At 70.7% G+C, this 24648-nt stretch carries 20 protein-coding genes; 13 read left to right on the top strand and 7 right to left on the bottom strand.

Features of this window, described 5'->3' with window-relative positions; translation table 11 throughout:
* Positions 1-4: 4 nt before the first annotated feature.
* Positions 5-1333, bottom strand: a complete 1329-nt coding sequence (locus ACFVJQ_RS31745; RefSeq protein ID WP_385789006.1) for a nucleotide sugar dehydrogenase — start codon at positions 1331-1333, stop codon at positions 5-7.
* Positions 1334-1396: 63 nt separating this feature from the next.
* Positions 1397-2845: a glycosyltransferase family 4 protein gene (locus ACFVJQ_RS31740; RefSeq protein ID WP_385789004.1), complete on the bottom strand. Its 1449-nt coding sequence runs from the start codon at positions 2843-2845 to the stop codon at positions 1397-1399.
* A 38-nt stretch (positions 2846-2883) separates the two neighbouring features.
* Between ACFVJQ_RS31740 and wecB the strand changes: the two genes are divergently transcribed.
* The 4 genes from wecB to ACFVJQ_RS31720 are packed head-to-tail and all read left to right on the top strand — an operon-like array spanning position 2884 to position 8573.
* The gene (gene wecB / locus ACFVJQ_RS31735; protein ID WP_385789002.1) at positions 2884-3972 is read left to right on the top strand and encodes a non-hydrolyzing UDP-N-acetylglucosamine 2-epimerase; all 1089 of its coding nucleotides are present in this window, start codon (positions 2884-2886) and stop codon (positions 3970-3972) included.
* On the top strand, positions 3965-4594 hold the full coding sequence (locus ACFVJQ_RS31730) for a class I SAM-dependent methyltransferase (protein WP_385789000.1): 630 nt from the start codon (positions 3965-3967) through the stop codon (positions 4592-4594). Before wecB ends, ACFVJQ_RS31730 begins: the two co-directional genes overlap by 8 nt.
* Positions 4594-6393: a hypothetical protein gene (locus ACFVJQ_RS31725; RefSeq protein WP_385788998.1), complete on the top strand. Its 1800-nt coding sequence runs from the start codon at positions 4594-4596 to the stop codon at positions 6391-6393. Before ACFVJQ_RS31730 ends, ACFVJQ_RS31725 begins: the two co-directional genes overlap by 1 nt.
* Positions 6390-8573 carry a glycosyltransferase gene (locus ACFVJQ_RS31720; RefSeq protein ID WP_385788996.1) on the top strand — a complete coding sequence of 728 codons (2184 nt, stop codon included), beginning with the start codon at positions 6390-6392 and terminating at the stop codon, positions 8571-8573. Before ACFVJQ_RS31725 ends, ACFVJQ_RS31720 begins: the two co-directional genes overlap by 4 nt.
* Before the next feature lie 44 nt (positions 8574-8617).
* Here the strand turns inward: ACFVJQ_RS31720 and ACFVJQ_RS31715 are convergent, their stop codons facing one another.
* A complete protein-coding gene (locus ACFVJQ_RS31715; protein ID WP_385788994.1) occupies positions 8618-9337 on the bottom strand; it encodes a class I SAM-dependent methyltransferase in 720 nt (239 codons plus the stop codon).
* Positions 9338-9472: 135 nt separating this feature from the next.
* The gene (locus ACFVJQ_RS31710; protein ID WP_385513840.1) at positions 9473-9910 is read right to left on the bottom strand and encodes a hypothetical protein; all 438 of its coding nucleotides are present in this window, start codon (positions 9908-9910) and stop codon (positions 9473-9475) included.
* A 120-nt stretch (positions 9911-10030) separates the two neighbouring features.
* Between ACFVJQ_RS31710 and ACFVJQ_RS31705 the strand changes: the two genes are divergently transcribed.
* The 7 genes from ACFVJQ_RS31705 (at position 10031) to ACFVJQ_RS31675 (ending at position 16916) form a co-directional block, all read left to right on the top strand.
* The gene (locus ACFVJQ_RS31705) at positions 10031-10456 is read left to right on the top strand and encodes a VOC family protein (protein ID WP_385513841.1); all 426 of its coding nucleotides are present in this window, start codon (positions 10031-10033) and stop codon (positions 10454-10456) included.
* Between the two features lie 366 nt (positions 10457-10822).
* The gene (locus tag ACFVJQ_RS31700; protein WP_385788991.1) at positions 10823-11899 is read left to right on the top strand and encodes an ABC transporter substrate-binding protein; all 1077 of its coding nucleotides are present in this window, start codon (positions 10823-10825) and stop codon (positions 11897-11899) included.
* The gene (locus ACFVJQ_RS31695; protein WP_385788989.1) at positions 11896-12753 is read left to right on the top strand and encodes an ABC transporter permease; all 858 of its coding nucleotides are present in this window, start codon (positions 11896-11898) and stop codon (positions 12751-12753) included. The genes ACFVJQ_RS31700 and ACFVJQ_RS31695 overlap by 4 nt, the downstream gene beginning before the upstream one ends.
* Positions 12729-13487, top strand: a complete 759-nt coding sequence (locus ACFVJQ_RS31690) for an ABC transporter ATP-binding protein (protein ID WP_385788987.1) — start codon at positions 12729-12731, stop codon at positions 13485-13487. Before ACFVJQ_RS31695 ends, ACFVJQ_RS31690 begins: the two co-directional genes overlap by 25 nt.
* Positions 13484-14821, top strand: a complete 1338-nt coding sequence (locus ACFVJQ_RS31685) for an LLM class flavin-dependent oxidoreductase (protein ID WP_385788985.1) — start codon at positions 13484-13486, stop codon at positions 14819-14821. Before ACFVJQ_RS31690 ends, ACFVJQ_RS31685 begins: the two co-directional genes overlap by 4 nt.
* Positions 14818-16074 carry a vanadium-dependent haloperoxidase gene (locus ACFVJQ_RS31680; RefSeq protein ID WP_385788983.1) on the top strand — a complete coding sequence of 419 codons (1257 nt, stop codon included), beginning with the start codon at positions 14818-14820 and terminating at the stop codon, positions 16072-16074. The genes ACFVJQ_RS31685 and ACFVJQ_RS31680 overlap by 4 nt, the downstream gene beginning before the upstream one ends.
* Positions 16075-16265: 191 nt before the next feature.
* Entirely contained in the window at positions 16266-16916 is a 651-nt protein-coding gene (locus ACFVJQ_RS31675) for a DUF4360 domain-containing protein (RefSeq protein WP_385513847.1), read from the top strand.
* 358 nt (positions 16917-17274) lie between these two features.
* On the opposite strand, the gene ACFVJQ_RS31670 is transcribed toward ACFVJQ_RS31675, so the two are convergent.
* Genes ACFVJQ_RS31670 through ACFVJQ_RS31660 form a run of 3 tightly spaced genes read right to left on the bottom strand, consistent with a single transcriptional unit; the run spans position 17275 to position 20460 of the window.
* Positions 17275-18537, bottom strand: coding sequence for a sugar ABC transporter permease (locus tag ACFVJQ_RS31670; protein WP_385788981.1), 1263 nt, complete (start codon positions 18535-18537; stop codon positions 17275-17277).
* Positions 18538-18551: 14 nt separating this feature from the next.
* The gene (locus tag ACFVJQ_RS31665; RefSeq protein WP_385788979.1) at positions 18552-19334 is read right to left on the bottom strand and encodes an ATP-binding cassette domain-containing protein; all 783 of its coding nucleotides are present in this window, start codon (positions 19332-19334) and stop codon (positions 18552-18554) included.
* Between the two features lie 37 nt (positions 19335-19371).
* Positions 19372-20460, bottom strand: a complete 1089-nt coding sequence (locus ACFVJQ_RS31660) for a sugar ABC transporter substrate-binding protein (RefSeq protein WP_385788977.1) — start codon at positions 20458-20460, stop codon at positions 19372-19374.
* Positions 20461-21123: 663 nt separating this feature from the next.
* On the opposite strand from ACFVJQ_RS31660, the gene ACFVJQ_RS31655 reads away from it, so the two are divergent.
* Together ACFVJQ_RS31655 and ACFVJQ_RS31650 are read left to right on the top strand one after the other, a co-directional pair.
* Positions 21124-23556: a SpoIIE family protein phosphatase gene (locus ACFVJQ_RS31655; protein ID WP_385788975.1), complete on the top strand. Its 2433-nt coding sequence runs from the start codon at positions 21124-21126 to the stop codon at positions 23554-23556.
* A complete protein-coding gene (locus ACFVJQ_RS31650) occupies positions 23553-24635 on the top strand; it encodes a sugar ABC transporter substrate-binding protein (RefSeq protein WP_385788973.1) in 1083 nt (360 codons plus the stop codon). Before ACFVJQ_RS31655 ends, ACFVJQ_RS31650 begins: the two co-directional genes overlap by 4 nt.
* The last annotated feature ends 13 nt before the right edge of the window (positions 24636-24648 follow it).

Raw genomic sequence — 24648 nt, 5'->3', positions numbered from 1 at the left:
CCCGCTACAGCACCTCGACCCCGGGCCGGAATATCCGCCCCCGGGTGTCGAACAGCAGGCGGGCCGCGTCGGAGAGGGCGGGCAGGTCGTAGGAGGAGTGGTCCTGGAGCAGGATGGTCAGGTCGTGGTCGCGCAGGGCGGCCATCAGGTCGTCGACGCGGGGGACGGGCACGTCGTCGACGCTCCACTCGCGGACATGGGGGTCGTGGAACGAGACCTCGGCCTTCCGCTGCCGCAACAGCCGGGCCACCGGCACGGCCGGGGTCTCCCGCTGGTCGGCGACGTCGGGCTTGTAGGTGACCCCGAGCAGCAGCACGCGGGAGCCGTGCAGGGGCCGGCCGGCGGTGTTGAGGAGGTCCTGGGCGCGGCGTACGACGTACTCCGGCATCCGCCGGTTGATCTCCTGGGCCAGTTCGACGAACCGGAACTCGTAGCCGAGCGAGGAACGCACCTTGTACGACAGGTAGTTCGGGTCGATGGGAATGCAGTGTCCGCCGACTCCGGCGCCCGGCCGGAACGCCTGGAAGCCGAACGGCTTGGTGCTCGCGCAGCGGATCGCGTCCCACAGGTCGACGCCCAGCTCATGGCTGATGACGGCGAGTTCGTTGACGAGGGCGATGTTCACGTGCCGGTAGGTGTTCTCCAGCAGCTTGGCCATCTCGGCCTCGCGGGTGCCCTTCGCCTGGACGACCGTGTCGACGAGCTTGCCGTAGAAGGCGGCCGCGCGCGCCGCGCACGACGGGGTGCAGCCGCCGACCACCTTGGGTGTGTCGCGCAGCCCGTGCCCGGTGGTGCCGGGGTCGATGCGCTCCGGCGAGAAGGCGAGGGCGAAGTCCGCTCCGGCCCGCAGCCCGGACGCCCCTTCCAGCAGCGGTCGTACGACTTCTTCGGTGGTGCCCGGATAGGTGGTGGACTCCAGGACGACGAGCTGTCCGGGCCGCAGCCGGCCCGCCACCGCGTGGACGGCGGCCGTGACGGCGCTGAGATCGGGCCCGCCGTCCCCGTTGAGCGGGGTCGGCACGCAGATCACCACGGTCTGGGCGCGGGCCAGGCAGCCGTCGTCGGTGGACGCGGTGAAGCCAGCCGCCAGCATCCGGCGGACGTCGTCGTCGGACACGTCGTCGATGTGGGAGCGTCCGGCGTTGAGCCCCGCCACCACGCGGGGGTCCCGGTCGAGACCCACGACTCTCAGGCCGACCGTCGCCGCCTCCCGCGCGAGCGGCAGCCCGACGTAGCCGAGCCCGATCACCGCGAGTTCGACGGTGCCGGCCTGGTGAACTTCCCCGAGCTGTTCGCTCTCGTCCCCGAGCGGTTCGGTCTGGTCGCCCTGCATAGGGATTCTCCTCGCCCCGCGGTGGACACGGATCTGAGGTTGTGGACGGTCCGGGCTCGTGCCTCAGAGGCAGCCGAGGGCGCGGTACGCCTCGCGGGTCGTCGAGGCGACCCGCGTCCAGGTGCGGTCGCGCGCGACGATCTCGCGTGCGGCCGCTCCCCATTCGGACCGCTTTCGACTGTAAAGGAGGATTTCGATTACTTCTGCCCAAGCCTGTGGAGATCCATCCGGAATGAGCTGTCCCGTGACTCCCGGCTTGACCAGCTCTCTGAGTGCCGGGAGATCACTGGCGGCCACCGGCAGGCCGCTCGCCATCGCCTCGACCGGCTTGAGCGGCGTCACCAGCCGGCAGACGCGCTCATCGGTGCGCGGCACCGCGAACACGTCCAGCACCGCATGGAAATCCCGCACTCGGGCATGCGGCACCCGACCGGTGAACAGGGCCGTCCCGTCGGCAAGACCGAGCCGGCCGGCCAGCCGCTGCAGCGCCGCGCGCTCCGGCCCGTCACCCACGATCAGCAGCCGCAGCGGCACGCCGCGACGCCTCAGCTCGGCACCCGCATGGAGCAATGTGCCGATTCCCTCGTGTGGAGTAAGACTGCTGACCGTGCCGACGACGAGATCGTCCGGCGCGATGCCGAGCCGGGCCCGCAGCGGCGCCCCGTCCGGCAGCGGGGCCAGGAACTCCTCGTCCACCGCATTCGGCACGATCAGGACCCGCTCCTCGGGCACCCCGCGCGCCACGATCTCCGCCTTCATCGCCGCGCCCAGCGTCAGCACCATGTCCGCCTCGCGCATGCAGTGCGTCTCCAGGTCGCGCCGGGCCCGGTACGTCGGGTCGTCACAGGTCCGCCCCGGGGCCTGCGTCAGCCAGGTGTCCTCCAGGAAGCCGCGCACCTCGTAGACCACCGGCAGCCCGTAGGCCTCGCGCAGGGCCAGCGCCACCCGCCCGTTGCCGTGGTCGGTGGCCGGGTGCAGCACGGCGGGCCTGAGCCGCTCCACCAGCCGGCCCGCCAGCTCGGCGTTGCGGGCCAGCACCGCGGCCTGCCCGTACGGCAGCCATGGCGGCAGCAGCCGGTGCTGCGGCACGCCGCCCACCGTCTGCAGCGGGCCGACGTCCAGCACCCCCTGCGCCACCGGGAAGCCGATGCGCGTCACGACGTGCGGATCGAGTCCGGCCGCCCGCTGCGCCTCGGCGATCTTCTGGGTGCGCACGGTGTAGCCGGCGTGCTTGAACGGCAACCCGTTGGTCACCAGATGAAGCACCCGACCCGGCACGGGCCGGACCGTACGGGCGGGCGGGGCGGGCACCCGCCCCCCGGACGGAGCAGCGGTCGGCCCGGCCGTCCGGGCGCGGGTCGCGAGCCGCCGTTCGAGCGGCAGTACCCGGCGCCGCACGGGCGGCGGCAGCAGCCGTACCCCGAGCAGCGCCGCCCGGACGGGGTCGTGGCGCAGTTCGCCCCACGCCACGGATGCGGCCAGACTGAGTGCACGGGGGATATGGCACGACATGCCGCCACATTAGGCGGAAAGAGCGGAGAACGTACGACATGAACGGCCGCGTACTCCACGTCGTCGGCACCCGACCGAACTTCGTCAAGGCCGCGCCGGTCGTCGCCGCGCTGCGCACGGCGGGCTGCGACCAGGTCCTCGTGCACACCGGTCAGCACTACGACGAACGGATGTCGGACATCTTCTTCCGGCAACTCGGTCTGCCCGAACCGGACACCGATCTCGGCGTCGGCTCCGGTAGCCACGCCCGGCAGACGGCCGACCTGCTCATCGCCCTGGAGGGCGAGCTGTCCGCGCGGGATCCCGCCCTCGTGATGGTGTACGGAGACGTCAACTCGACGCTCGCCGCCGCCCTCGTCGCCGCCAAGCTGGGGATGCCCGTCGCCCATGTGGAGGCCGGCCTGCGCAGCTTCGACATGGCTATGCCGGAGGAGATCAACCGGCGTCTGGTCGACCAGCTGGCCGAGCTGCTGTTCGTCACCAGCCCCGAGGCGGTCGGCCATCTCGCCCGGGAGGGCACCGACCCCGGTCGCGTCCATCTCGTCGGCAACCCCATGATCGACACCCTGCTCAGCCATCTGGACCACTTCGATCCGGCCGCCGCCCGTGCCGCGTGCGGGCTGCCCGAGACCTACGGCGTGGTCACGCTGCACCGTCCCGCCAACGTCGACGACCCCGAGGCGGCCAAGGCGGCCGCCCGCGCCCTGACCGAGGCGGCCCGGCTCGTCGACCTCGCCGTGCCACTGCACCCGCGGGGCCGGGCGGCACTCGGCGCCGCGGGCCTCGACGGCGCACCGGGCGTCCACATCCTCGAACCGCTCGGCTACGTCGAGTTCATGAGCCTGGTGCGTGGAGCCGCCGCTGTGATCACCGACTCGGGCGGCGTACAGGAGGAGACCACCGTCCTGGGCGTGCCCTGCCTGACCCTGCGCACCACGACGGAGCGCCCGGTCACGCTGACCCATGGCACCAACCGGCTCGTCGGACACCGCGAGCTGGTGCCCGCCCTGCGCAAGGTGCTGGACGGCGGGCAGCCGGCACCCGAAGAGGGCCCCCCGCTCTGGGACGGACGGGCGGGCGCCCGGATCGCCGCCGTCGTCACCCGCTGGCTGGACCACCATGTCTGACCGCACGCGCACCTACTGGGACAGCCGCCACCGCGCGCACGACGACCTCGCATCCGGCGGGCACATCGGTCTGGACCGCGCGGGCAACGAGATCTTCTACGCGCTGCGGCTCGGCACCCTGCTCCCCCTGATCGGCGACCTGGCCGACGAGTCGGCCCCGCTGTTCGTGCTCGACGCGGGCTGCGGCAAGGGACACTTCGCCCGCGCCCTGGCCCGGTGCGGACACCGCGTCGACGCCTTCGACGCGAGCGAGGAGGCCGTCGCGCACGCCCGCGCCGAGGGCGGCGGTCCGCGCTACGCCGTCGCCGCCCTGGACGAGTGGCGCAGCCCCTGGCCGTACGACGTCGTGCTCTGCGTCGACGTCCTCTTCCATGTCCTCGACGACCAGGAGTGGGCGGCGGGCCTGCGCAACCTCGCCTCCCTGGTGAGGATCACCGGACGGCTGATCCTCACCGACGAGGACACCGGGACACGCAGACCCCGCGGCGACTACATCCTGCACCGCCCGACCGCCGAGTACGCCGACGAGCTCGAACGCCTCGGCCTGCGACACACCCTGTTCACCCCGTACGGCTTCCGCGAGAACGAGGTCGGCTTCCACGTCTTCACAAGGACCCGCTGATGCGCCTGACCGATCTGCTCCACCCCCACCTCGACGGCGTCACCACCGTCGTGGACGCGACCGACGGCGGGCTCAACCTGGAGCCCTACCTCCACCTCCCCGATGGTGTCGCCCTGCACCATGGCGAACGGACCGTGGGGGAGGGGGAGTTGGTACTTCTGTCCTACGGCCCCGATCCCGAGCTGCACGGCACCGAGGCCGACTGTCTCGCCGTACTGCAACGCATGCGCCCCGGCGGCCGCGGCCTGATCGTCTTCGGCCACCGAGGGCCCGAACTGCCCTACCACCGGATCCTCGAGGCTCTGGTGGCCCACCACTGCCAGGTGCTGCGCGCCGCACCGCTGGACTACGTGCACCTGCACGCGGGTGCGGTGTTCGCCCGCACCGACGAACTCCTGCCGCCGTACGACTGGTTCGGCCGTCCCGTCCCGTCGGAGGGCTTCGCCACCGCGCTGCGGATCGCCGACGAGTACGTCCTCGCCGACCTGGTCTCACGGTCGCTGCGGGCCCGGATGCTGGACCTGGAACACACCCTCGAGGAGGCGGAAGGCGCCCGGGGTCCTGCCCACCAGGACGGGCTCGCCGAGCGGCTCGCCGCCGCCGTACGGGAGAAGGAGCAACTGGCGGCCACGCTGCGCGGCGCCCGGGAACGCATCGGCGTGCTCGAGGCACGCGTGGCCATGCTGGAGGGCTCGACCTCGCTGCGGGTGGGCAGGGCGCTGGTGTCGGCGGCGCGGTCGCCCCGGCGCGGGGCGGCACGGCTGCCACGGGAGTTGTACGGCCTGTGGCGGGGGCGGGCCCGCACACGTCCCGCGCCCCCGCACACCGCGCCGGAGGCGGCGCGGGAGGCGGCACCGGACGGGAGGCTCCACCTCGCCCACCGCGCGTTCGCCTCCACACCCCGCGACCGGTTGGTGATCGCGGGCGTGCTCACCGACTCCACCGCCGCCGGCTTCGCGGCGGACGCCGTGGTCAACCGGGTGCTCCCGCACGACGGGCGGCTGATCGTGCAGCGCACCGACCCGGACGCCCTGGTAGTCCAGCTCAGCGCCTGCACGGGCGACGGGCCCTGGTCGCTCACGGGCACCGGACTCGCCCCCGACCTGGACCGCAAGCTGGCCGAACTGCTCACCGAAGCGAGGGCGTCGGGCCGCTCCTGCGTGCTGTGGCGCGACGGACCGGCATCGGCGGCCCCCGGACTCGCGCGGCTCGCCTGGGACGCCGTCCTCGACACCGACACCGGTGTGCGGCTCGCGAGCCTGGACCCGGCCGCGGACGGCAGACAGCGACTGCGCGAGGTGTTCCGGACGGACAGCACCCGCGTCCGCCTGTCGGAGCTGGCCCGACGGATCGGCGCCCCCGATCCGCTGGACGAACGCCGCATCTGCGTGCTGGCCGCCCCCCGGGACCGGGCCGACATCGCCCGGCTCGTCGCCCAGGTGCTCGGCCAGATGCACCGGCCGGCCGAGGTCGTCGTCCCCGATCCCACCGGACTCGACGAACTCACCGCCGCCGGCGTGACCGTACGCACCGGCGAGCCCCTCGCACCGTGGGTGGCCGACTGGACGGACCCGGCCGAGGACCGCCCCGGCACGCTGCTGCTCGACCTGATGTGCGCGCAGGAGTACTCCGGCGCCGACGCCGTGGGCAGCACACTCGCCGCCGACGACTACACCTTCGTACCCGAACTGCACCCTCTGCTGGTGCGCCGGTCACTGCTGACATCCGGTGTGCCGCCCGAGCTGTGGGCGCGACAGGGGCACCGCCTGTTCGCCTGGTGCGGGAAGGAGCCATCGTGAGCCGGACGCTGAACGCCATCGTCTACGGCGATGTCGACCTCAATCTCATCGACGGCTCCGCGGTGTGGGCCCAGTCGACGGTGCAGGCGCTGTCGCGGGCGGGCTGTGGGACCAGGCTCGTCCTCAAGGCGCCCGTGCGCACCGAGCGGTTGATCGATCCGCTGGCCGGGCTGCCCGGGGTCACGGTGGTCCGTCCGTACGAGGAACGGCTGCTGCCCGGGCAGGCCGACCGGCCGCTGTCCCCCGTGCAGGCCTCGCAGGTGCTCGCCCGGCTCGACGAGGACGAGCCCTGTGACCTGCTGGTGCTGCGTGGCCGCAGACTGGTCGCGCGGGTGGTCGCGGACGGCCGTTTCGGGGGGCGGATCTGGGCCTATCTGACCGACATTCCGCAGTCGGCCGCCGAGATGACCGAGGAGGCCCGCGCGGAGCTCGCCCGTATCGCCGACGCCTCCCAGCGACTGCTGTGCCAGACCGAGGAGTTGCGCTGTCTGCTGGAGACCTGGGTGCCCGAGGCCTGCGGCAAGTGCGTGCTCAGCCCGCCCGCGGTGCCCGAGCCCGGCTTCCCGGTGCCGGAGCACGAGCGACCGCACGACCCCTTCCGGCTCGTCTACACCGGCAAGTTCGCACCCCTGTGGAACACCCTGCCCATGACCCGGCTGCCGTCCCTGCTCGCCGAACGGAGCATCCGGGCGGAGCTGCACACCGTCGGGGACAAGATCCACGACGACCGGACCCACCCGGACTTCCGCGCCGCCATGGCCCGCGCACTGGACGGCACGCCGGGCGTCGAACACCACGGAGGGCAGCCGCGCGAGGAGGCCATGCGCATCGCCGCCGACTGCGACCTCGGCCTCGGCTGGCGCGAGCCCGTCCTCGATGCGAGCCTCGAACTGTCCACCAAGGTCCTGGAGTTCGGCGCACTCGGACTGCCCGTCGTCCTCAACCGCACGCCCGCCCACGAGGCGCTGCTCGGCGACGACTATCCGCTGTACGTGCCCGGGCGGGCCGGACTCGACGACACGGTGGAGGCGATCGCCCGTGCCGTGCGCGAGCCGGAGGTCAGGCGTTCTGCCGCCGCCCGCTGCCGGGACGTGGCCGCCCGGTACACACTCCAGGCCGCGGCGGATCGCTGGCGCGCCCAGCTCGACCAGGCCTTCCCCGCGGCACCGCCCGCCGTGGCCGCCCGGCCGCGGCCGCTGCGGGTCGGCGTCGCGGGCCACGACCTGAAGTTCCTCACCCGGCTCCTCGACCACTTCCGCGCGTTGCCCGGCCTCGACGTACGCATCGACGCCTGGCCGGCGCTCGCCCGCCACGACCCGGCCGCGAGCCGGGAACTCGCCGAGTGGGCCGACGTGGTGGTCGTCGAGTGGTGCGGTCCGGCCGCCGTCTGGTACAGCCGTCACAAGCGGCCGGGCAGCCGGCTCGTCGTCCGGCTGCACCGCTTCGAACTGGACGCCGCCTGGCCGCGGCAGATCGACATCGACGCGGTCGACACGGTGATCTGCGTCAGCTCGTACTACGCCCGCCGCACCCTGGAGCACACGGGCTGGCCGGAGTCGAAGGTCACGGTCGTCCCGAACTGGGTGGACACCGACCAGCTCGACCGCCCCAAGGTGCCCGGCGCCCGCTTCCGCCTGGGCATGATCGGTATCGCGCCCAGCCGCAAACGCCTCGACCTCGGCCTCGACGTCCTCGAGGCGCTGCGCGCCCGGGACCGGCGCTGGCATCTCTCGGTCAAGTCCAAGCCGCCCTGGGAGTACTGGTGGATCTGGAACAAGCCCGAGGAACGCGCGCACTACGACGCCGTGCTGCGCCGCATGCAGACCTCGCCGCTGCTTGAGGGAGCGGTGGTCTTCGACGAGTTCGGGGCAGACGTGGCGAGCTGGCTGAGGCGCATCGGACATGTGCTGTCCACCAGCGACGACGAGAGCTTCCACCTCGCCCCGGCCGAGGGCATGGCCTCCGCCGCCGTCCCCGCCCTGCTGCCGTGGCCGGGGGCGGACGAGATCTACGACCGGCGGTGGATCCACGAGGACCCGGAGGCGATGGCGAACGCGCTGGCCGGGCTGGGGGAGGAGGGCTGGCGGGACGCCGGGGAGCTGGCCCGTACACAGGTGCGGGAGGAGTTCTCACTGGAGCGCGTCGCCCGGAACTGGACGGAACTGCTGGTGTCCAGCTGACGATCCGAGTCCCTGGGGCGAACTGCGGCCAGGGCCCGTCCGCCTCAGACCCGACGCTGGGGTTTTGTGACCCGGAACGCGAACTGTCCGCAGAAGGTGAGCTTGCGCAGGTTCACCAGGGCCGTCCGCCGCCTCGTGTGCCTCGCCCAACTGTCGATCTCGGCGTTGAGCGGGGACTCCTCGTTCCAGTACCGCCCGTATTCCGTCTTCCGCTCGCCGTGGTAGGACCGCATGATCAGCGTCACCCCGTCCAGGGACGGCCGGATCTCCTCCAGGGCGAGCCCGGCCTCCTCGACCAGCACCCGGAAACCGTACGGTGTGTAGTTCCACAGGCTGAAGGAGTGGTACGGCTCGAACTGGGACGTGCTGCCGATGAACAGCCCGCCCGGCCGCAGCACCCGGCCGACCTCCGCCAGCAGGTCCCGCGGGCGCGAGACATGCTCGAAGACCTGGTGCGAGTAGATCAGCGGCACGCTGTCCGAGCCGAAGGGCAGGTGGATGCCGTCGAAGTGGACCAGCGGGTCGCCGCCGGGTTTGCGCTGTGTGGCTTCCGGAGAGTGGGGGATGTCGACTCCCAGCCACCGCACCTTCGGATCGTGTCTCTTGAAGAGCGCCGCGGATGTGCCCCGCCCGCACCCCAGGTCGACCACCTGGTCCGGCGCGCCCGGCGCGCTCATGACTTCGTCGAGGTAATAGCGCGAAGTGACCTGGCGGGCGTGGTCGTCGGGGATGCAGTCGTGCATGAGGTCCCACAGGGTCGCCATGCCCCGAGGCTAGGGACGTGCCGCACCCGCGGACCAGGATCCGGTCGGCGGTTCGCGGCAGCCGCCACCCATAAGGCGTGACGGCCATGCTGCCGCCGTCCGGCAAGCAGCTGGTCTGCGGCGGATCGCCCGGCGTCAGGCGGCGGCCGGGTCGTCGACCTCGGCGGGGGTGCGCTGCCTTTCGTAGCGGAGGGCCGCACCCGTCGCCACAGCACCGAGTCCCTCCCACAGGCCCACGCCGAGGAAGGCGGTCGGCGCTCGGCCGCTGATCACAGCGAGAGTGAAGACGGTGCAGGTGAGCAGGCGGAAGGGGACGGTCCAGCGGAAGAATGCCTTCCAGTCGGCGAGCGAGGCCAGCACGTAGTACACGCCCATGTTGAGCGCCGCCATGGAGGAGGCGGTGAGAAAGGCCAGAGTGTGGTCCGCCTCCGCGCGCGTACCCGCTACGGATGTAAGGCCCATGAGGGTGAGCAGGGCGTTCGGGGCGATCAGCCCCACCGCGCCCATGGCGGCGGCGAGAACACCGAAGACGGCTATGGTCCAGCCGGGGAAGGAGCGGGGGAGAAGGTGCACGAAGTCCTCCGTATGCCAAGGGAAGTTGACGCCTGAAGCACCCTTGCATACCCACGTCGGCCCTCAACCGTGGTCGGGTCGGTCAGGCCTTCGGCCACCGAACCACGGCACACTGAAGACATGAACGCAGACGACCGGAGCCTGCTGGCCCGGGCACGCGTGGCGACCAGACTTCCCGCCCAGAACCTGGACCGGGCACGCCGGTTCTACGCCCAGCGGCTCGGCCTCGAACCCGTGGACGAACGGCCCGGTGGGCTGCTGTACCGGTGCGGCGGCGTGGACTTCGTGGTGTTCCAGTCGACGGGTGCCTCTCCCGGAACCTTCACCCAGATGGCGTGGGAGGTCGACGACATCGACACCCTCGTGTCGGAGCTCAAACGGCGCGGTGTGGTGTTCGAAGAGGTTGATGTACCTGGGTTGCGCACCAGGGACGGGATCGCCGACGTCGAAGGCAACTACCCGAGCAAGGGCGCACGTGGAGAACGCGCCGCTTGGTTCCGTGACAGTGAGGGGAACCTGTTGGGAATCGGCGAGCCGGTCGTCTGAGAAAGCGCCGATCGACGCCCGTACGGTTCCTGAGCGATCGCCGGTGACAGGGCTCGGCCGGCACCCGCCACGCTGATTTGTTACGCATACATGGCGCGCCGACGAAGCTGTCATTGCAGTGGCGGCGAAACCAATGCCCGCTTCTTGACCGGTTTTTGACGTACGGCTAGCTTCGTCGGCATGCGGAAGCCCCGGCAGTTCCGAAAGAGGCGAGCCATCGATCTGATGCGCGTCGCCACCGCGGTGTGTCGCTGACCTGCACCCAACTGCCCGCGCCGCACGTCTCCATTCCGGTTTCGCTTTCACCGTCTCCGGTGTCACATCCCGTTTTCTGGAGCGGTTTCTCCATTCTCTGTGAAGGCCATCATGACCCCTCGCATACGCATGCCCGGATTTCGGCCCCTCACCATCGTGGCCGCTGTGGCCCTCCCTTTCGCCCTCACCTCATGCGTGGACAGCGCGCAGTCCACGGCCGACAGCAAGGACGTCTCCGCCGAGAAGATCCCGGGCACGGTCTCTCCCGGCACCACCCTCACGGTCGGCGCGCCCGATCTCAAGGTCGCCCTGGAGCTGTCCGGGCAGATCGACAAGCTGCCCTTCAAGGTGAAGTGGGCCAATATCAGCGGCGGTCCCCAGTGCTCCGAGGCCTTCCGGGCCGACGCGCTCGACATCTGCTCGGCCGCGGAGATCCCGTCGATCAACGCCCACTGGACGGGACTCGACACCAAGCTCGTGGCGGCGAAATTCCGCAAGGACCCCATCGAGAACCCGATATACGAGTTGGGCACCGCCCCGGGCGCCGACATCACCACCCTCGCCGACCTGCGCGGAAAGAAGATCGCCTACAGCCCGGGACAGGCCCAGGGCGCCCTGGTCCTGCGTATCCTGGCCAAGGCCGGTCTCACTCAAGAGGACGTGGAACTGGTGGAAATCGCCAGCACCGGCGACGTCTATCCCACGGCGCTCGGAAACCGGCAAGTGGATGCCGCCCCCATTGGGGACGTCAATATCAAGCGCTATCTGACGAAGTACGGAAAAGACGGCGGCACGACGATCAAACACGGGCTGCGCGACGACCCCGCCCATCTGTGGGCCCTCACCGAATCCGTCAGCGACGCACAGAAGTCGGCCGCGATCAGGGAGCTCATCACCTTCTGGGCGCGAGCGCAGATCTGGATCGACCAGCACCCGAAGGAATGGGTCGCGGGCTACTACGTCAAGGACCAGGGGCTGAGCCGCGAGGACGGTGAGTATCTCGTCGCGCGCGCCGGTCACCCGGACATTCCCGCGGACTGGACCGCCGCCATCCGCCGTCAGCAGCAGACCATCGACCTGCTCGCCAAGGAGCAGAACCGGGAGCCCTTCACCGCGGACCTCCTGTTCGACCGCCGCTACGAGCCGGTGGCCGCCGAGGCCATCGCCGGAGAAGGGACGCCGTCATGAGCAGCACGGCCTTCGACCGACAGGCCGCGCCGGCCGTGCACGCCCCGGCGCCCGTCATCCCAACTCGTCGTACCGGCCGCAAACGGCTCGGCCCCGGCCGGGCCGTACCCTACGGCTGGGCGATCGGCCCACTGCTGCTGCTCGCGCTCTGGGCGGCGGGCTCCGGCCTCGGCCTCATCGACGCCCGCAGTCTGCCGGCACCGTGGATCATCGCGCAGACCACCGGCGATCTCGTCGCCGACGGACGGCTCCAGTCCCACCTCGCCACCTCCGCCCAACGCGCCCTGCTCGGACTGCTCTTCGGCGTGCTCGCCGGGCTCGTCCTCGCGCTCGTGTCCGGTCTCAGCCGACTCGGCGAGGCGGTGATCGACGGCCCCGTGCAGATCAAGCGGGCCATCCCCTCGCTGGCGCTGATCCCGCTGCTCATCCTCTGGTTCGGCATCGGCGAGACGATGAAGGTGATCACGATCGCGCTCGGCGTCTTCGTCCCGATCTACATCCACACGCACAACGGACTGCGCACCATCGACAACCGCTACGCCGAACTCGCCGAGACGGTACGGCTCAGCAGGCTCGGCTTCGTCCGCCATGTCGTCCTGCCCGGGGCCCTCCCCGGCTTCCTGCTCGGCATGCGATTTGCGGTGACCGCCGCCTGGCTCGCCCTGGTGGTCGTCGAACAGGTCAACGCCACCAGCGGCATCGGCTACATGATGGAGCTCGCGCGGACCTACGGACAGACCGACATCATCATCGTCGGACTCGTCGTCTACGGTCTGCTCGGCCTCGTCTCCGACGCCCTCGTACGGCTCGTGGAGAGGAGGGCCCTGTCATGGCGACGCACCCTGGCGGGCTGAATGACACCGACGGCCGCCCGACGGTCCGGATCGAGAACCTGGTGCGTTCCTTCGGGCAGCGCAGGGTGCTGGACGGACTGGACCTGGCCATCGCCCCCGGAGAGTTCGTGGCCCTGCTCGGGCGCAGCGGATCCGGCAAGAGCACCCTGTTGCGCGCGCTGGCCCGGCTCGACCACTACGTGGCGGGCAGCGGCGACCTCACCGCCCCCGAGCATGTCTCCGTCGTCTTCCAGGACGCACGGCTGCTGCCCTGGAAACGGCTGCTCGACAACGTCGTCCTCGGCCTGAACGGGCCGCTCGCCGAGGAGCGCGGCAGGGCCGCCCTCGCCGAAGTCGGCCTGGCCGGCCGCGAGCAGGCCTGGCCGGTGGAGCTGTCCGGTGGCGAGCAGCAGCGTGTCTCCCTCGCCCGCTCCCTCGTACGCGAGCCGCAACTGCTCCTCGCCGACGAACCGTTCGGCGCGCTGGACGCACTCACCCGGATCAGGATGCACGCGCTGCTCAAGCGCCTGTGCGAGCGGCACCGGCCCGCCGTGCTCCTGGTCACGCACGACGTCGACGAGGCCATCGCTCTGGCCGACCGCGTCGTCGTGCTCGACCGTGGCCGGATCGCGGCCGACGTTCCCGTGGAGCTGTCGGCGCCACGCCGCCACGGCAGCACCGAGCACGCGGCACTGCGCGGCCGGCTGCTCGTTCAACTCGGAGTGGACCTCATGGAAGAGGACAGCGCGGCATGAGCGCCCGGAAGCTGCATCTGAACCTGTTCGTCTACCCGGGCGGCCACCACGAGGCCGCCTGGCGCTACCACGGCACCGACCCCGGCCGAATCCTGGACATCGGCTTCTACCAGGACCTCGCCCGCCGGGCCGAACAGGCCACGCTCGACGCCGTCTTCTTCGCCGACGGCCCGTCCCTGGCCGACAACGTGCGCTACGCCAGCCGCTTCCGGCTGGAGCCGTTCACCTGGCTGTCCGCGATCGCCGCGGCCACCGAGCGCATAGGGCTGATCGCCACCGCCTCGACCACGTACACCGAGCCGTACAATCTGGCCCGGCTCTTCGCGTCGCTGGATCACCTCAGCCGGGGACGCGCCGGATGGAACATCGTCACCACCGGTGCGCCGCAGGCCGCCGGCAACTTCGGCCTGGACGCGCACCCGGTGCACGCCGAACGGTACGACCGGGCACGGGAGTTCGTCGAGGTCGTCACCAGGCTGTGGGACAGCTGGGAGGACGAGGCCCTCGTCGCCGACCAGAAGAGCGGGCTGTTCGCCGACACCGACCGCATCCACGAGATCAACCACACGGGCCGCCATCTGAAGGTGCGCGGACCGCTCAACCTGCCCCGCTCTCCGCAGGGCCGCCCGGTCTACGTCCAGGCGGGATCGTCCGAGGACGGCCGTTCCTTCGCCGCGGCCCACGCCGAGGCCGTGTTCACCGCCCACCAGACCCTGCGCAGCGGCCAGGAGTTCTACGCCGACCTCAAGGCGCGGACCGCGGCCCTCGGCCGGAACCCGGACCGGGTTCTGGTCCTGCCCGGCATCAGCCCCTTCATCGGGTCCACCGAGGCGGAAGCACGCGCGCTGCACGAGGAGTTCAACGACCTCACCCAGCCCGAGTACTCCCTCCACCTGCTCCACCGGCTGCTGGGCCTGCGGCTCAGCGCCGACGAGCTCGACGGCCCCGTACACCGCAGGCTCATCGAGACCGGCGGCGAACGCGGCAACGGCAGCCGCTTCCAGCTCGTCCTCGACATCATCGACCGCGAACAGCCCACCGTGCGCCAGCTTCTGCACCGCCTCGCGGGGGCGCGCGGCCACCGCGTCGTCACCGGCACACCGGAACAGGTCGCCGACCAGATCCAGGAGTGGTTCGAGCAGGGAGCCGCCGACGGCTTCAACATCATGCCGCCCTGGCTGCCCGGCGGCTTCGACCTCTTCGCCGACCAGGTGGTGCCGATCCTGCAGGCGCGCGGACTGTTCCGCACCACGTACGACGGCACCACCCTGCGCGAGCACTACGGACTGCCGCGTCCCACCGCCGTCCCCGCCTCACCCAAGGAGTACGCGTGACCCCGCCCGGATCCCTCCCCACCCGCCGCACCATCGTCGCCCTCGGCGCGTCCGCCGTACTCACCGCGTTCGCCGCCGTCCCGCAGGCCGCCGCGGCCGACCGCACCTCCACCGTCCTGACCTGGTACGACGCCACGGCCGAGACCCTCGCGGCGGCCGGAGCGTCCACCCAGGTCACCAACAGCCGCACCTGGGCCATCGCCTGGCTCGCGGCGGCCCGCGCCACCCGCAGCGTGCCCGGAGGCGTCGACCGCGCCGCATACCGGGAAGCGGCGCTCGCCGCGGCCGTACATCACACGCTGGTCACCCTGGCCCCGAGTCGCACCGAGCATCTCGACACGACGCTGCGGCAGACGCTCGCGTCACTGCCCGACGGTGAGGCCCGAGACCGCGGCATCGCGGCTGGACGACGCGAGGCCCGGCTCGTCCTCGACTCCCGGCAGGGCGACGGCCTCGATCCCGCCTCGGTCAACGCCCCCTACCCGGTGCCGGCCCCGGCGCCCGGCCGGTGGCAGCCGACGCCACCGGCGTATGCGCCCGCGACGCAGTACGGCAACCGTCTGGCCAAGTCCTTCCTGCTCAGGACCCCGAGCCAGTTCCGGCTCGGCCCGCCGCCGGTGCTGGATTCCCGCCGCTACGCCGCCGACCTCGCCGAGGTACGCGCCTACGGCGCCGCGGACAGCACGGTGCGCAGCGCGCACCAGACGGAGACGGCCAACTTCTGGCTCGGCTCCTCCCTCACCCTCTACACCGAGCCGCTGCGCGTGGCACTGTCCCGCTCCCTGCACGCAACGGCCGAGCAGGCACGGTGGATCGCCCTGTTCCACGTCGCCCTGGTCGACACGCAGGTGGCGACCTCCGACAGCAAGTACGCCCACACACGATGGCGTCCGGTCACCGCGATCCGCACCGGAGCGATCGACCCGGACCCGAACTGGACGCCGCTGCACACCACGCCGGCCCATCCCGACCACCCGAGCGGCCACACCACCTACTCAGGGGCCGCGGAGGCCGTACTGTCGGCACTCTTCGGGGCACGCACCGCCCCCTTCGACCTGACCAGCCCCACCGCGCCAGGCGTGAGAAGGACGTACACCATGTGGAGGCAACTCTCGGACGAGAACGTCGAGGCGCGCATCCTCTCCGGCATCCACACCAGATCGGCCGACGAGGCGGGCATCGAGCTGGGCAGGCAGGTAGCCCGATTCGTGCTGGAACACGCGGGGGAGCTCTTCACCCACGGGCGGGTCTGAGCGGCATCTGTGCCTGCGGAATGGCCGGACATCGCTCTGGCCTCCCGATGCCTGGATACGTACGCTGCGAGCGCTCCCGGCATTCACAGGTTGTCCACAGTTTCTCTTCGAGTCGCTGCAGATTGGCATGTGCATGCCTGGAGCGCTGCATGGTCGCCACCCCCCGCACGGAAGTACCAGAAGGGAGAACCATGGCTGCTGGGCTGCTCCTGAGCAGTGCGATCGCCGCTCTGTTCGCCACCGCGGTACCCGCACAGGACCCGTCGTCCGGGTTCGTCGACCCGCCCCCGGACCGGATCGTCATCAAGATCGCCACGGTGAATGGCTCCGGCTGCCCGCAGGGCACCGCCGCCGTCGCCGTCTCCGCGGACAACACGGCCTTCACGGTGACCTACAGCGAATACCTCGCTCAGGTCGGCGGCAATGCCGAGCCCACGGCGTTCCGCAAGAACTGTCAGCTCAACCTGGTCGTCCATGTGCCGCAGGGCTTCACGTACGCCATCGCCAGCGCCGATTACCGGGGCTTCGCCTCGCTCCAGCCCGGTGCCAGTGGCGTTCAGCGGGCCTCGTACTACTTCCAGGGCTCTTCGAACACGGTCTTCAAGAACCACCCCTTCAGCGGCCCCTACAGCGACAACTGGCAGGCCACCGACACCACGGACTGGGCCCAGCTGGTCTGGGCGCCGTGCGGTGTCCAGCGCAACTTCAACATCAACACCGAGCTGCGGGTCAGCGCCGGCACCTCCGACCCCGCCAAGAGCAGTTTCATGACGATGGACTCGACCGACGGGGACATCAGCACCGTCTACCACCTGGCATGGAAGGAGTGCCCCAACTCCTGATGCCGCCTCCCCGGTGGGCGGCAAGTGCCGCCCACCGGGGCTCGATCCCAGGACCCGCCACGTGTCCGCCTCACCCGATCGGCCGACATCACCGCGCGCTCCGGGCACGCCCGCCCTAGCGTGGATCTCGGACGCGCCGCCGAACCTCGTGCGGCGGGCCGTGCGTTGGTGGTCCAAGGCAAGACGTCCCGCTCCCCGCGGGAAGATGCAGGTGCAAGGCCTGCCCAACGCTCGACCGACGGCCCCGGCCCCTGCACCTGTGCAGGGGCCGGGGCCGCTTCGGTGTCGGGGGGGAGGGGCCACAAGGGGGAGGGGCCACAACCCTGATGTGCGAAACGTGTGCCGGGAACCGGACGGATCAAGCCCGCCCATGCGCTTCCTGCGAGCGTCGTGACAGGGCGTCGAAGACCACCGCGGCGAAGAGCACCCCGCCCGTGATCATGAACTGCACGGCAGTGTGGATGTCCGTGATCGCCATGCCGGAGGCGATCGACTGGATGACCAGCATGCCGAGCACCGCGGACCAGGTCGTGCCGCGTCCTCCGAACAGGCTGGTGCCCCCGATGACGGCCGCTGCGATGGCATTGACCAGCAGGACACTCGAACCTGAGCTCTGGCTCACCGACGTGATACGGGAGGCCAGGAACAGGCCGCCGATCGCGGCCATGGTGCCCGAGACCGCGAGCACTGCCGTCTGCACCTGCGTCACCCTGAGGCTGGCGCGACGGGCCGCCTCGACGCCGCCGCCGAGTGCGTAGACCTGTCGCCCGTAGTGCGTGTGGCGGAGAACGATGTCCAGGCCGGCCACCACCACGAGGAAGATCAGCAGGGCGAGCGGCAGACCCTGGAACTGGTTGAGCAGATACGCGGCGGCGAACGCGATCACGGCCACCGCTCCCGTGCGCACCGCGATTCCCCGAAGTGAACGGTGCGGCATGCCGACGGCCTTGCGGCGGCGCATGTCCTGGTAGGGCATGAAGAAGACGAGGCCCGCGCCGACCGCCGCTACCGCGTAGGCGGCGGCGTCGTTGGTGAAGTAATAGTTGGTCAGCTTGGCGACGAGCCCGTTCTCGTCGAGGTTGACGGTGCCGCTGGTCCCGAGGATGTAGAGCATGAGGCCGTTCCAGGTGAGCAGCCCCGCGAGTGTGACGACGAAGGCCGGTACCCGGGTCCTGGCGAAGGAGAAGCCCTGGATGGTTCCCGCCGCGGTACCTGCGAGCACCGCGAGGATGAGGGCGAGCCATTCAGGTACGCCGTTGTTCACGTTCAGAACGGCGAAGACGGCCGCCGCGAGCCCGCTGATCGAGCCGACCGACAGGTCGAGCTGACCGAGCAGCAGTACGAAGACGATGCCGACCGCGATCAGACCCGTACCCACGATGTCCACGCTGAGATTGGACAGGTTCCGGGGCGAGAGGAAGTTCTGGTTGAGGGACTGGAAGACGATCCAGACTGCGGCAAGAACCAGGACGACGGGAAGTGAGCCCAGTTCGCCGGCGCTCAGCTTGCGCCGGAGGACGCCCACCCAGCCCTCCACGGCACGGGCGGCGGCCCGCCCGGGGTGCGGAGGACGGGCCTCGGGGGTGGGTGCGGCGGGGGCGGTCCGCGTGTTGTCCGCCATGTTGCGCAGTCCTTTCACCACACCGCGTCCCGGGTGGCCGGTCGGCGGGGCACGTTTTCGGTGGCGCCGGTGATGGAGGAGATGATCTGTTCCTGGGACGCGGTGTTCACGTCGAAGAAGCCGTTGTTGCGACCGAGCCGCAGTACGGCGGCCCGGTCCGCGAGAGCTTTGACATCGCCCAGGTTGTGGCTGATGAGCAGTACTCCCACGCCGCTGTCACGCAGTTGGTCGACGAGGTCCAGCACCTCGGTGGTCTGCTCGAATCCCAGAGCTGCGGTGGGTTCGTCCAGGAGGAGGACGCGTGGGCCGCCGAGGAGCGAGCGAGCGATGGCGACCGTCTGGCGTTGGCCGCTGGACAGTGAGACGACGGGGGCGCGCAGATCGGGGACGTTCCTGGTCAGGCGTTCCAGCAGACGCCTGGTGCGGCGCTCCATCTCCATCTCGTCGAGGAATCCGAACCTGCGGATCTCCCGTCCGAGGAACACATTGCCGACGACATCGAGGTTCCCGCACAGCGCCAGGTCCTGGTACACGGTGGCGATACCGAGGTCCCGGGCGTCATGGGGGCGCCTGATGTGGACCGTCCCGCCCTCCCACTTGATCACGCCCTTGTCCGCCGGGGCGACGCCGGAGATCACTTTGACCAGGGTGGACTTACCGGCCCCGTTGTCGCCGAGGAGAGCGACGACCTGGCCGGCGTGGATTTCCAGCTCGATGTCTGTGAGGACCTCGACGACACCGAAGCGCTTGCACACCCCGTGCAGTGCCAGCAAGGGGGGAGCCGGCACGGAAACCATCTCCTTCCGGAGCCCGGGCCAGGTCGGAACCGGCGCGTCAGGCCAACCCGGCCCTGTTGCAGGCGGACGTGAGTGGGGGGGTGCAGATCTGCTGGACGGTGTACACGCCGTCCTCCACCAAGGTGTCCTTGATGTTGGTGACGGTCACGGACACCGGGGTCAGCATGACGGCCGGAACCGCCTTTCCACTGCTGCTCCTCACCGTGTCCGTGGCAACCGGGTCGAGGCTTTCACCTCGGGCGGCGGCCACGGCCATGTCGGCGCCGGCGGAAGCTTCTGGCCGGAAGGGCTTGTAGACGGTCATGTACTGATCGCCCGCGACGATACGCCGCACGGCTGCGAGCTCGGCGTCCTGCCCGGTGACGGGGGGCAGCGGGTTGACCTTGTTGCTTTTGAGGGCGGTGATGCAGCCGGCAGCGAGACTGTCGTTGGCGGCGTAGACCCCGTCGATGTTCTCGGCGCCGAGAGCGGAGATGGCGCCGGACATGTTCGTGTTCGCCGCCTCCGTACTCCACTGGTATGTGTCGTACGCCTTGCTGATCTTCACTCTTCCATCGAGCACGGACAGCGCGCCCTTCTTGAACGAGATCGCGTTGGGGTCGCTGAGGTCGCCGTTCATCATGACGATCTGGCCGCCGTCCGCCCTGTCGCCCATGGCCCGCAGCAGCGCCCTGCCCTGGAGCCTGCCGACCTCCTCACCGTCGAAGCTGACATAACCCGAGATCGGGCCCTCCGCGAGGCGGTCGTAGGCGATCACGGGGATGCCGGCGTCGGCCGCCTTCGTGACCGCGGGGGCGAGCGATCTGGCGTCCACAGCCACGAGCACCATCGCATCCACCCCCCTGGTGATCATGGCGTTCACCTGCTGCTGCTGAGTAGCCACATCGCCCTTGGCGTTAGCGTGCTCGACCGTGCAGTCGGCGCACAGCTCCTTGATCCTCTTCTTGAAGAAGGGACTGTCCTGTGTCTCCCAACGAGCCGTGGTGGCGTCCGGCAGCAGCAGACCGATCTCCGGCCCGTTTCCGCCGTTCGAGTTGTTCCCGGTGCCCGGCCCGCAGGCCGCAAGGGCAAGGGCCGTCGACACCGCGGTCAGGGCGATGGCCGCATCCCGTGTCCAGGCCTTCATGTGAGAGACCTCCTACGGGTTCCCGGTACCGCGCCCCGTCGGCGTTGCCGCGCGCGTGGGACATCGAGGCGTGTGCATCGCGGCGTCAAGGCTTCGTCCGCAATTCGGCCGGGCCGCACGGTGGAGGGCCCGGTGGGACAGGCCTCGCTGAGCCGGATGGCCACGTCGGCACGGAGCGGCTCGGGCGGTCGCAAAGCGACGTCGCCCCACCCCGGCGGGGTGGGGCCTCGGCCCGACCAGCCCAGCACCGGCGGCTACCTCATCGAGCATGGCGACACCCGGCCTCCTCACCATGCCACGCGTACGTGGAACGCACCGCGTGGAAGTGGCGAGACGGCCACGTCGTCAGTGTGACACCGGCTGCGGTGATCTGCGAACGCAGCGGAAACGGCCATCGCTACTCGACGCCGGGCACCCGCTCTGGGACCGGTGACCCGGGCTGCCAGGCCTGCCACGATGGCTGAAGGGACTCTGTCCGGTTGGTCCGCATATGCGATTCTGGAACGTGACTGCCCCGAGCTTGTCGGCATCTGCGGCATGGACGGGAGGTAGGTGGCGGACATGCCTCATGACGGCCCTGCCCGGCCCGGCGCCACGGAGCTGCGGGCATCCGGGACCGGCGCCGCAGGCACAGGTTCTCCGCCTCCGGAGCCGGCGGCCGCCATGAGCGATCGGGCCCTGACGTTCGCCGCAGCGGAGCTGGCAGCGGTCTATGTGCCCGGTATCGGGAGCGAAGAACTGCGGTTGGTGGAAACGGCTGGATGCGCCCCTTCCCGTTACCGGCTGCCGGAGTCCTTGCCCCTGTCCGGTGACGCACCTGCCGCGCAAGCCTTCCGCACCGACCAGCCGCTGTGGCTGAACTCCGCCGAACTCGCCTCCTACTCCGCAGGCGGGCCGACACCGCCGCCGGCGGAGGCGTCGCTCGGCGCGCTGCCGCTCCGGACCGGGAGCACGCGGCTGGGCTGCCTCGTCGTCCTGGGGAGTTCCCCGGGCGGCTTCGACGCCGAGCAACGGCGATTCCTGGAGCGCTACGCCGACGCCGTCGTCGGCGTGCTCCAGGCCGGGACCGACCGCACCACGCCGTCGTCGCTGCTCGCTCCCGCCCTGCGGAGTCTGCGTGTCGGCTCCTTCGTCCTGGTGCCGGACACGGGCCTGATCGAGGCGGACGAGACCCTGCTGGAGCTGGTCGGCATCGCGCCGGACGACTTCGACGGCAAGGCGGAGACCCTGCTCGCGCATGCCTTCCCGGAGGACATGCACGCGCTGATGTCGGTACTGGAGCCGTCCACCCAGCCGTCGGTCCGGCGGGAGCTGGAGTTCCGTGTCCGCTGCTCCACTGGTGAAATCCGCTGGCTCAGCCTGAGCAGCCGGGTGGTGGCGAGCGCGGACGACCGGCCGGAGCAGGTGCTGGGCGTGGTGACGGCGACCTCGGTCCAGCGGCGGGGCGACGACGACGTGTCCAGGATCCAGTGGCTGACCGCCGCACTCGACGATGCGGCAACCGTTCGTGACGTCAGCCGGGTGATGGTCACCGCGCTGCGTGAGCCGCTGGGCGCCGACCGGGTGGCGCTCGCCGACTTGCAGGACGACCGGCTCATGGTCACCTTGCTCGACCCGCCACAGCCCGCCGCCTGGCCGGAGATATGGCGTCCCCAGTGGCGTTCGGAGTGGCCCGACGCACCGGTCAGCGCGCTGCCCACACTTCAGTTGGCCCTGCGGGACGGACGCGTGGATCTGTGGCCCGCCGGGACGGCCTTCGAACCCGGACTTGCAGGGATCGGCACCGGAGGTCTGGCCGTCCTGCCGCTCCCTGCCAAGGGCCGGGTCGCAGGCGTGTGCCTGGTCGGCTGGGATCGGCCGCACGAGTTCGTCCCCGAGGAGCGGTCCCTGCTGACCGCCACCGCGGCGCTGGTCGGTCAGGCCCTCAAGCGTGCGCACGAGCACGACGCCGAGCAGGAACTCGCGACGATGCTGCAGCGCAGTCTGCTGCCCCGGCGCCTCCCCGTGCTGCCCGGGGGGACGGCCGTGGCCCGCTATCTGCCCGCCAGGCGGGGGCTGCAGGTGGGCGGTGACTGGTACGACGTCATCGATCTCTCCGAGGAACGCGTGGCGCTGGTCATCGGTGACGTGCAAGGACACAGCGCCGGAGCCGCGACGATCATGGGTCAGATGCGTACCGCGGTGCGGGCCTACGCGGTGGAGGGCCACCCGCCCGACGTGGTCGTCTCACACGCCAACCGTCTGCTCGTCGGTATGGAGACCGACCTGTTCGCCACCTGCTGCTATGCCGAACTGGACATGGAGGAAGGCAACGTCCTGTTCGTCCGGGCCGGGCACCTGCCACCGCTGCTACGCCATCCCGACGGCCGTACCGAGGAGGTGCACGTCGAGGGCGGGCCCCCGCTGGGCATCATCGCGGATGCGGAGTACCCCATGACCGCATGCGCACTGGCCCCCGGCACGGTGCTCGCCCTGGTCACCGACGGCCTGGTCGAGGCCGCCGACCTGCCCCTGGACGAGGGTCTGCGGCGGACGCGCACCGCGCTCGGTGCGGCCGATCCTGCCGATCCGGGGAGGATGGCCGACGAACTGCTCGGCGACATCGGCCGTCGTGAGGACGACGTGGCACTGTTGCTGCTGCGCTACGACGGCATGAAGACCCGGCCGATACGGGCCGGCTGGGCGGTGTGGCGGCTGCCCGACGCGGTGATGCACGCCCGCCGTTTCACCGCGCGCACGCTGCGTCGGTGGAAGGTCGAAGAGGGAGCCGATGCGGTGCTGCTGGTCGTGTCCGAACTGGTCACCAACGCCCTGGTGCACACCGGCGGTCCGGTCCACGTCGACCTGATACTCCGCGGGGACCGGCTGCGCGTCAGCGTCAACGATGCCTCGCCGCGTGCGCCCGCCAAGCCGGTGATCGTGGACTGGGAGTCGACCGGCGGGCGAGGCCTGCTCCTGGTCGAGGCGATGTCGGAGTCCTTCGGCTCGGTGCCGGTGGCCGGCGGCAAGCAGGTGTGGAGCGAGATCGCGGTGCCCCGGCGCGAGCCGGCTCCCTCGGACTCGGACCTCCCGACGGAACGAGGAGGTCTGCCATGAGTACCCGTGTGTGGCGCGCCGTCGCGGCCCTCGTCGCGGGACTCATGACGATGTCCCTGACCGCCTGCGGAGAAGACGACGACGCGGGCACGGACAGTTTCCGCGTCGGTCTGCTGCTCCCGAGCCGAGCGGTTCCCCGCTGGGAGCACTCCGACAAGCCGCTGATCGAGCAGCGGCTGAAGCAGCTGTGTCCCCGCTGCACCATGGAGTACGCCAACGCCGAGAACGACGCGGCACGGCAGCGGCAACAGATGATGTCCATGATCACCAAGGGCGTCAGGGTCATGATCCTCGATGCCACCGACACCAGAGCGCTGCGCTCGTCGATCCAGGAGGCGCACGAGGCGGGCGTACAGGTCATCGCCTACGACCGGCTCGCCGAGGGCCCGATCTCGGGCTATGTCAGTTTCGACGGCGGGCAGGTCGGCAGGCTCCAGGGCGAGGCGCTCCTGACGGCCATGGGCGACAGGGCGGACGGCGGGAACGTCGTCATGATGAACGGCGATCCGACCAGCCCCAATGCGGCGTGGTACAGGAGGGGCGCGCTGTCCGTACTCAAGGGCAAGGTCAAAATCGGCAGGTCCTACGACACGGTGGGCTGGAGCACGGACAACGCCCACGCCAACATGGACGCGGCCATCGCGGCTCTGGGCCCGGACCGGATCGGCGGCGTCCTGGCGGCCAACGACACGATAGCCGCAGGCGTCATCTCCGCTCTCAAGAAGGCCGGTGTCAGGGACCTTCCGCCCGTCACCGGTCAGGACGCCGACCTCGACGCCGTGCGACGCATCGTCAAGGACGAGCAGTACATGACGGTGTACAAATCCTTCAGAGCGCAAGCCGCCGCAGCCGCCGCCATGGCCGTCGCCCTGGGCCGCGGTGAGGAACTCCAGGAAGTCGCCACGACGACGACGGACAGCCCCACCAAGAAGCACATCCCGTCCGTCCTGCTCACTCCGCGCGCCGTGACGGTCGACAACATCAAGCAGACACTCGTCAAGGACGGCGTGTACACCATCGACCAGATCTGCACGCGGGAACTCCGGTCCGCCTGCGAGCGGGCCGGGCTCGCCCCGTAGGAAGACCCCGTGT

Source organism: Streptomyces sp. NPDC127197 (assembly GCF_042672405.1).
GTDB lineage: Bacteria > Actinomycetota > Actinomycetes > Streptomycetales > Streptomycetaceae > Streptomyces > Streptomyces flavusporus.
This window is presented reverse-complemented; position numbering and strand designations above follow the sequence as displayed.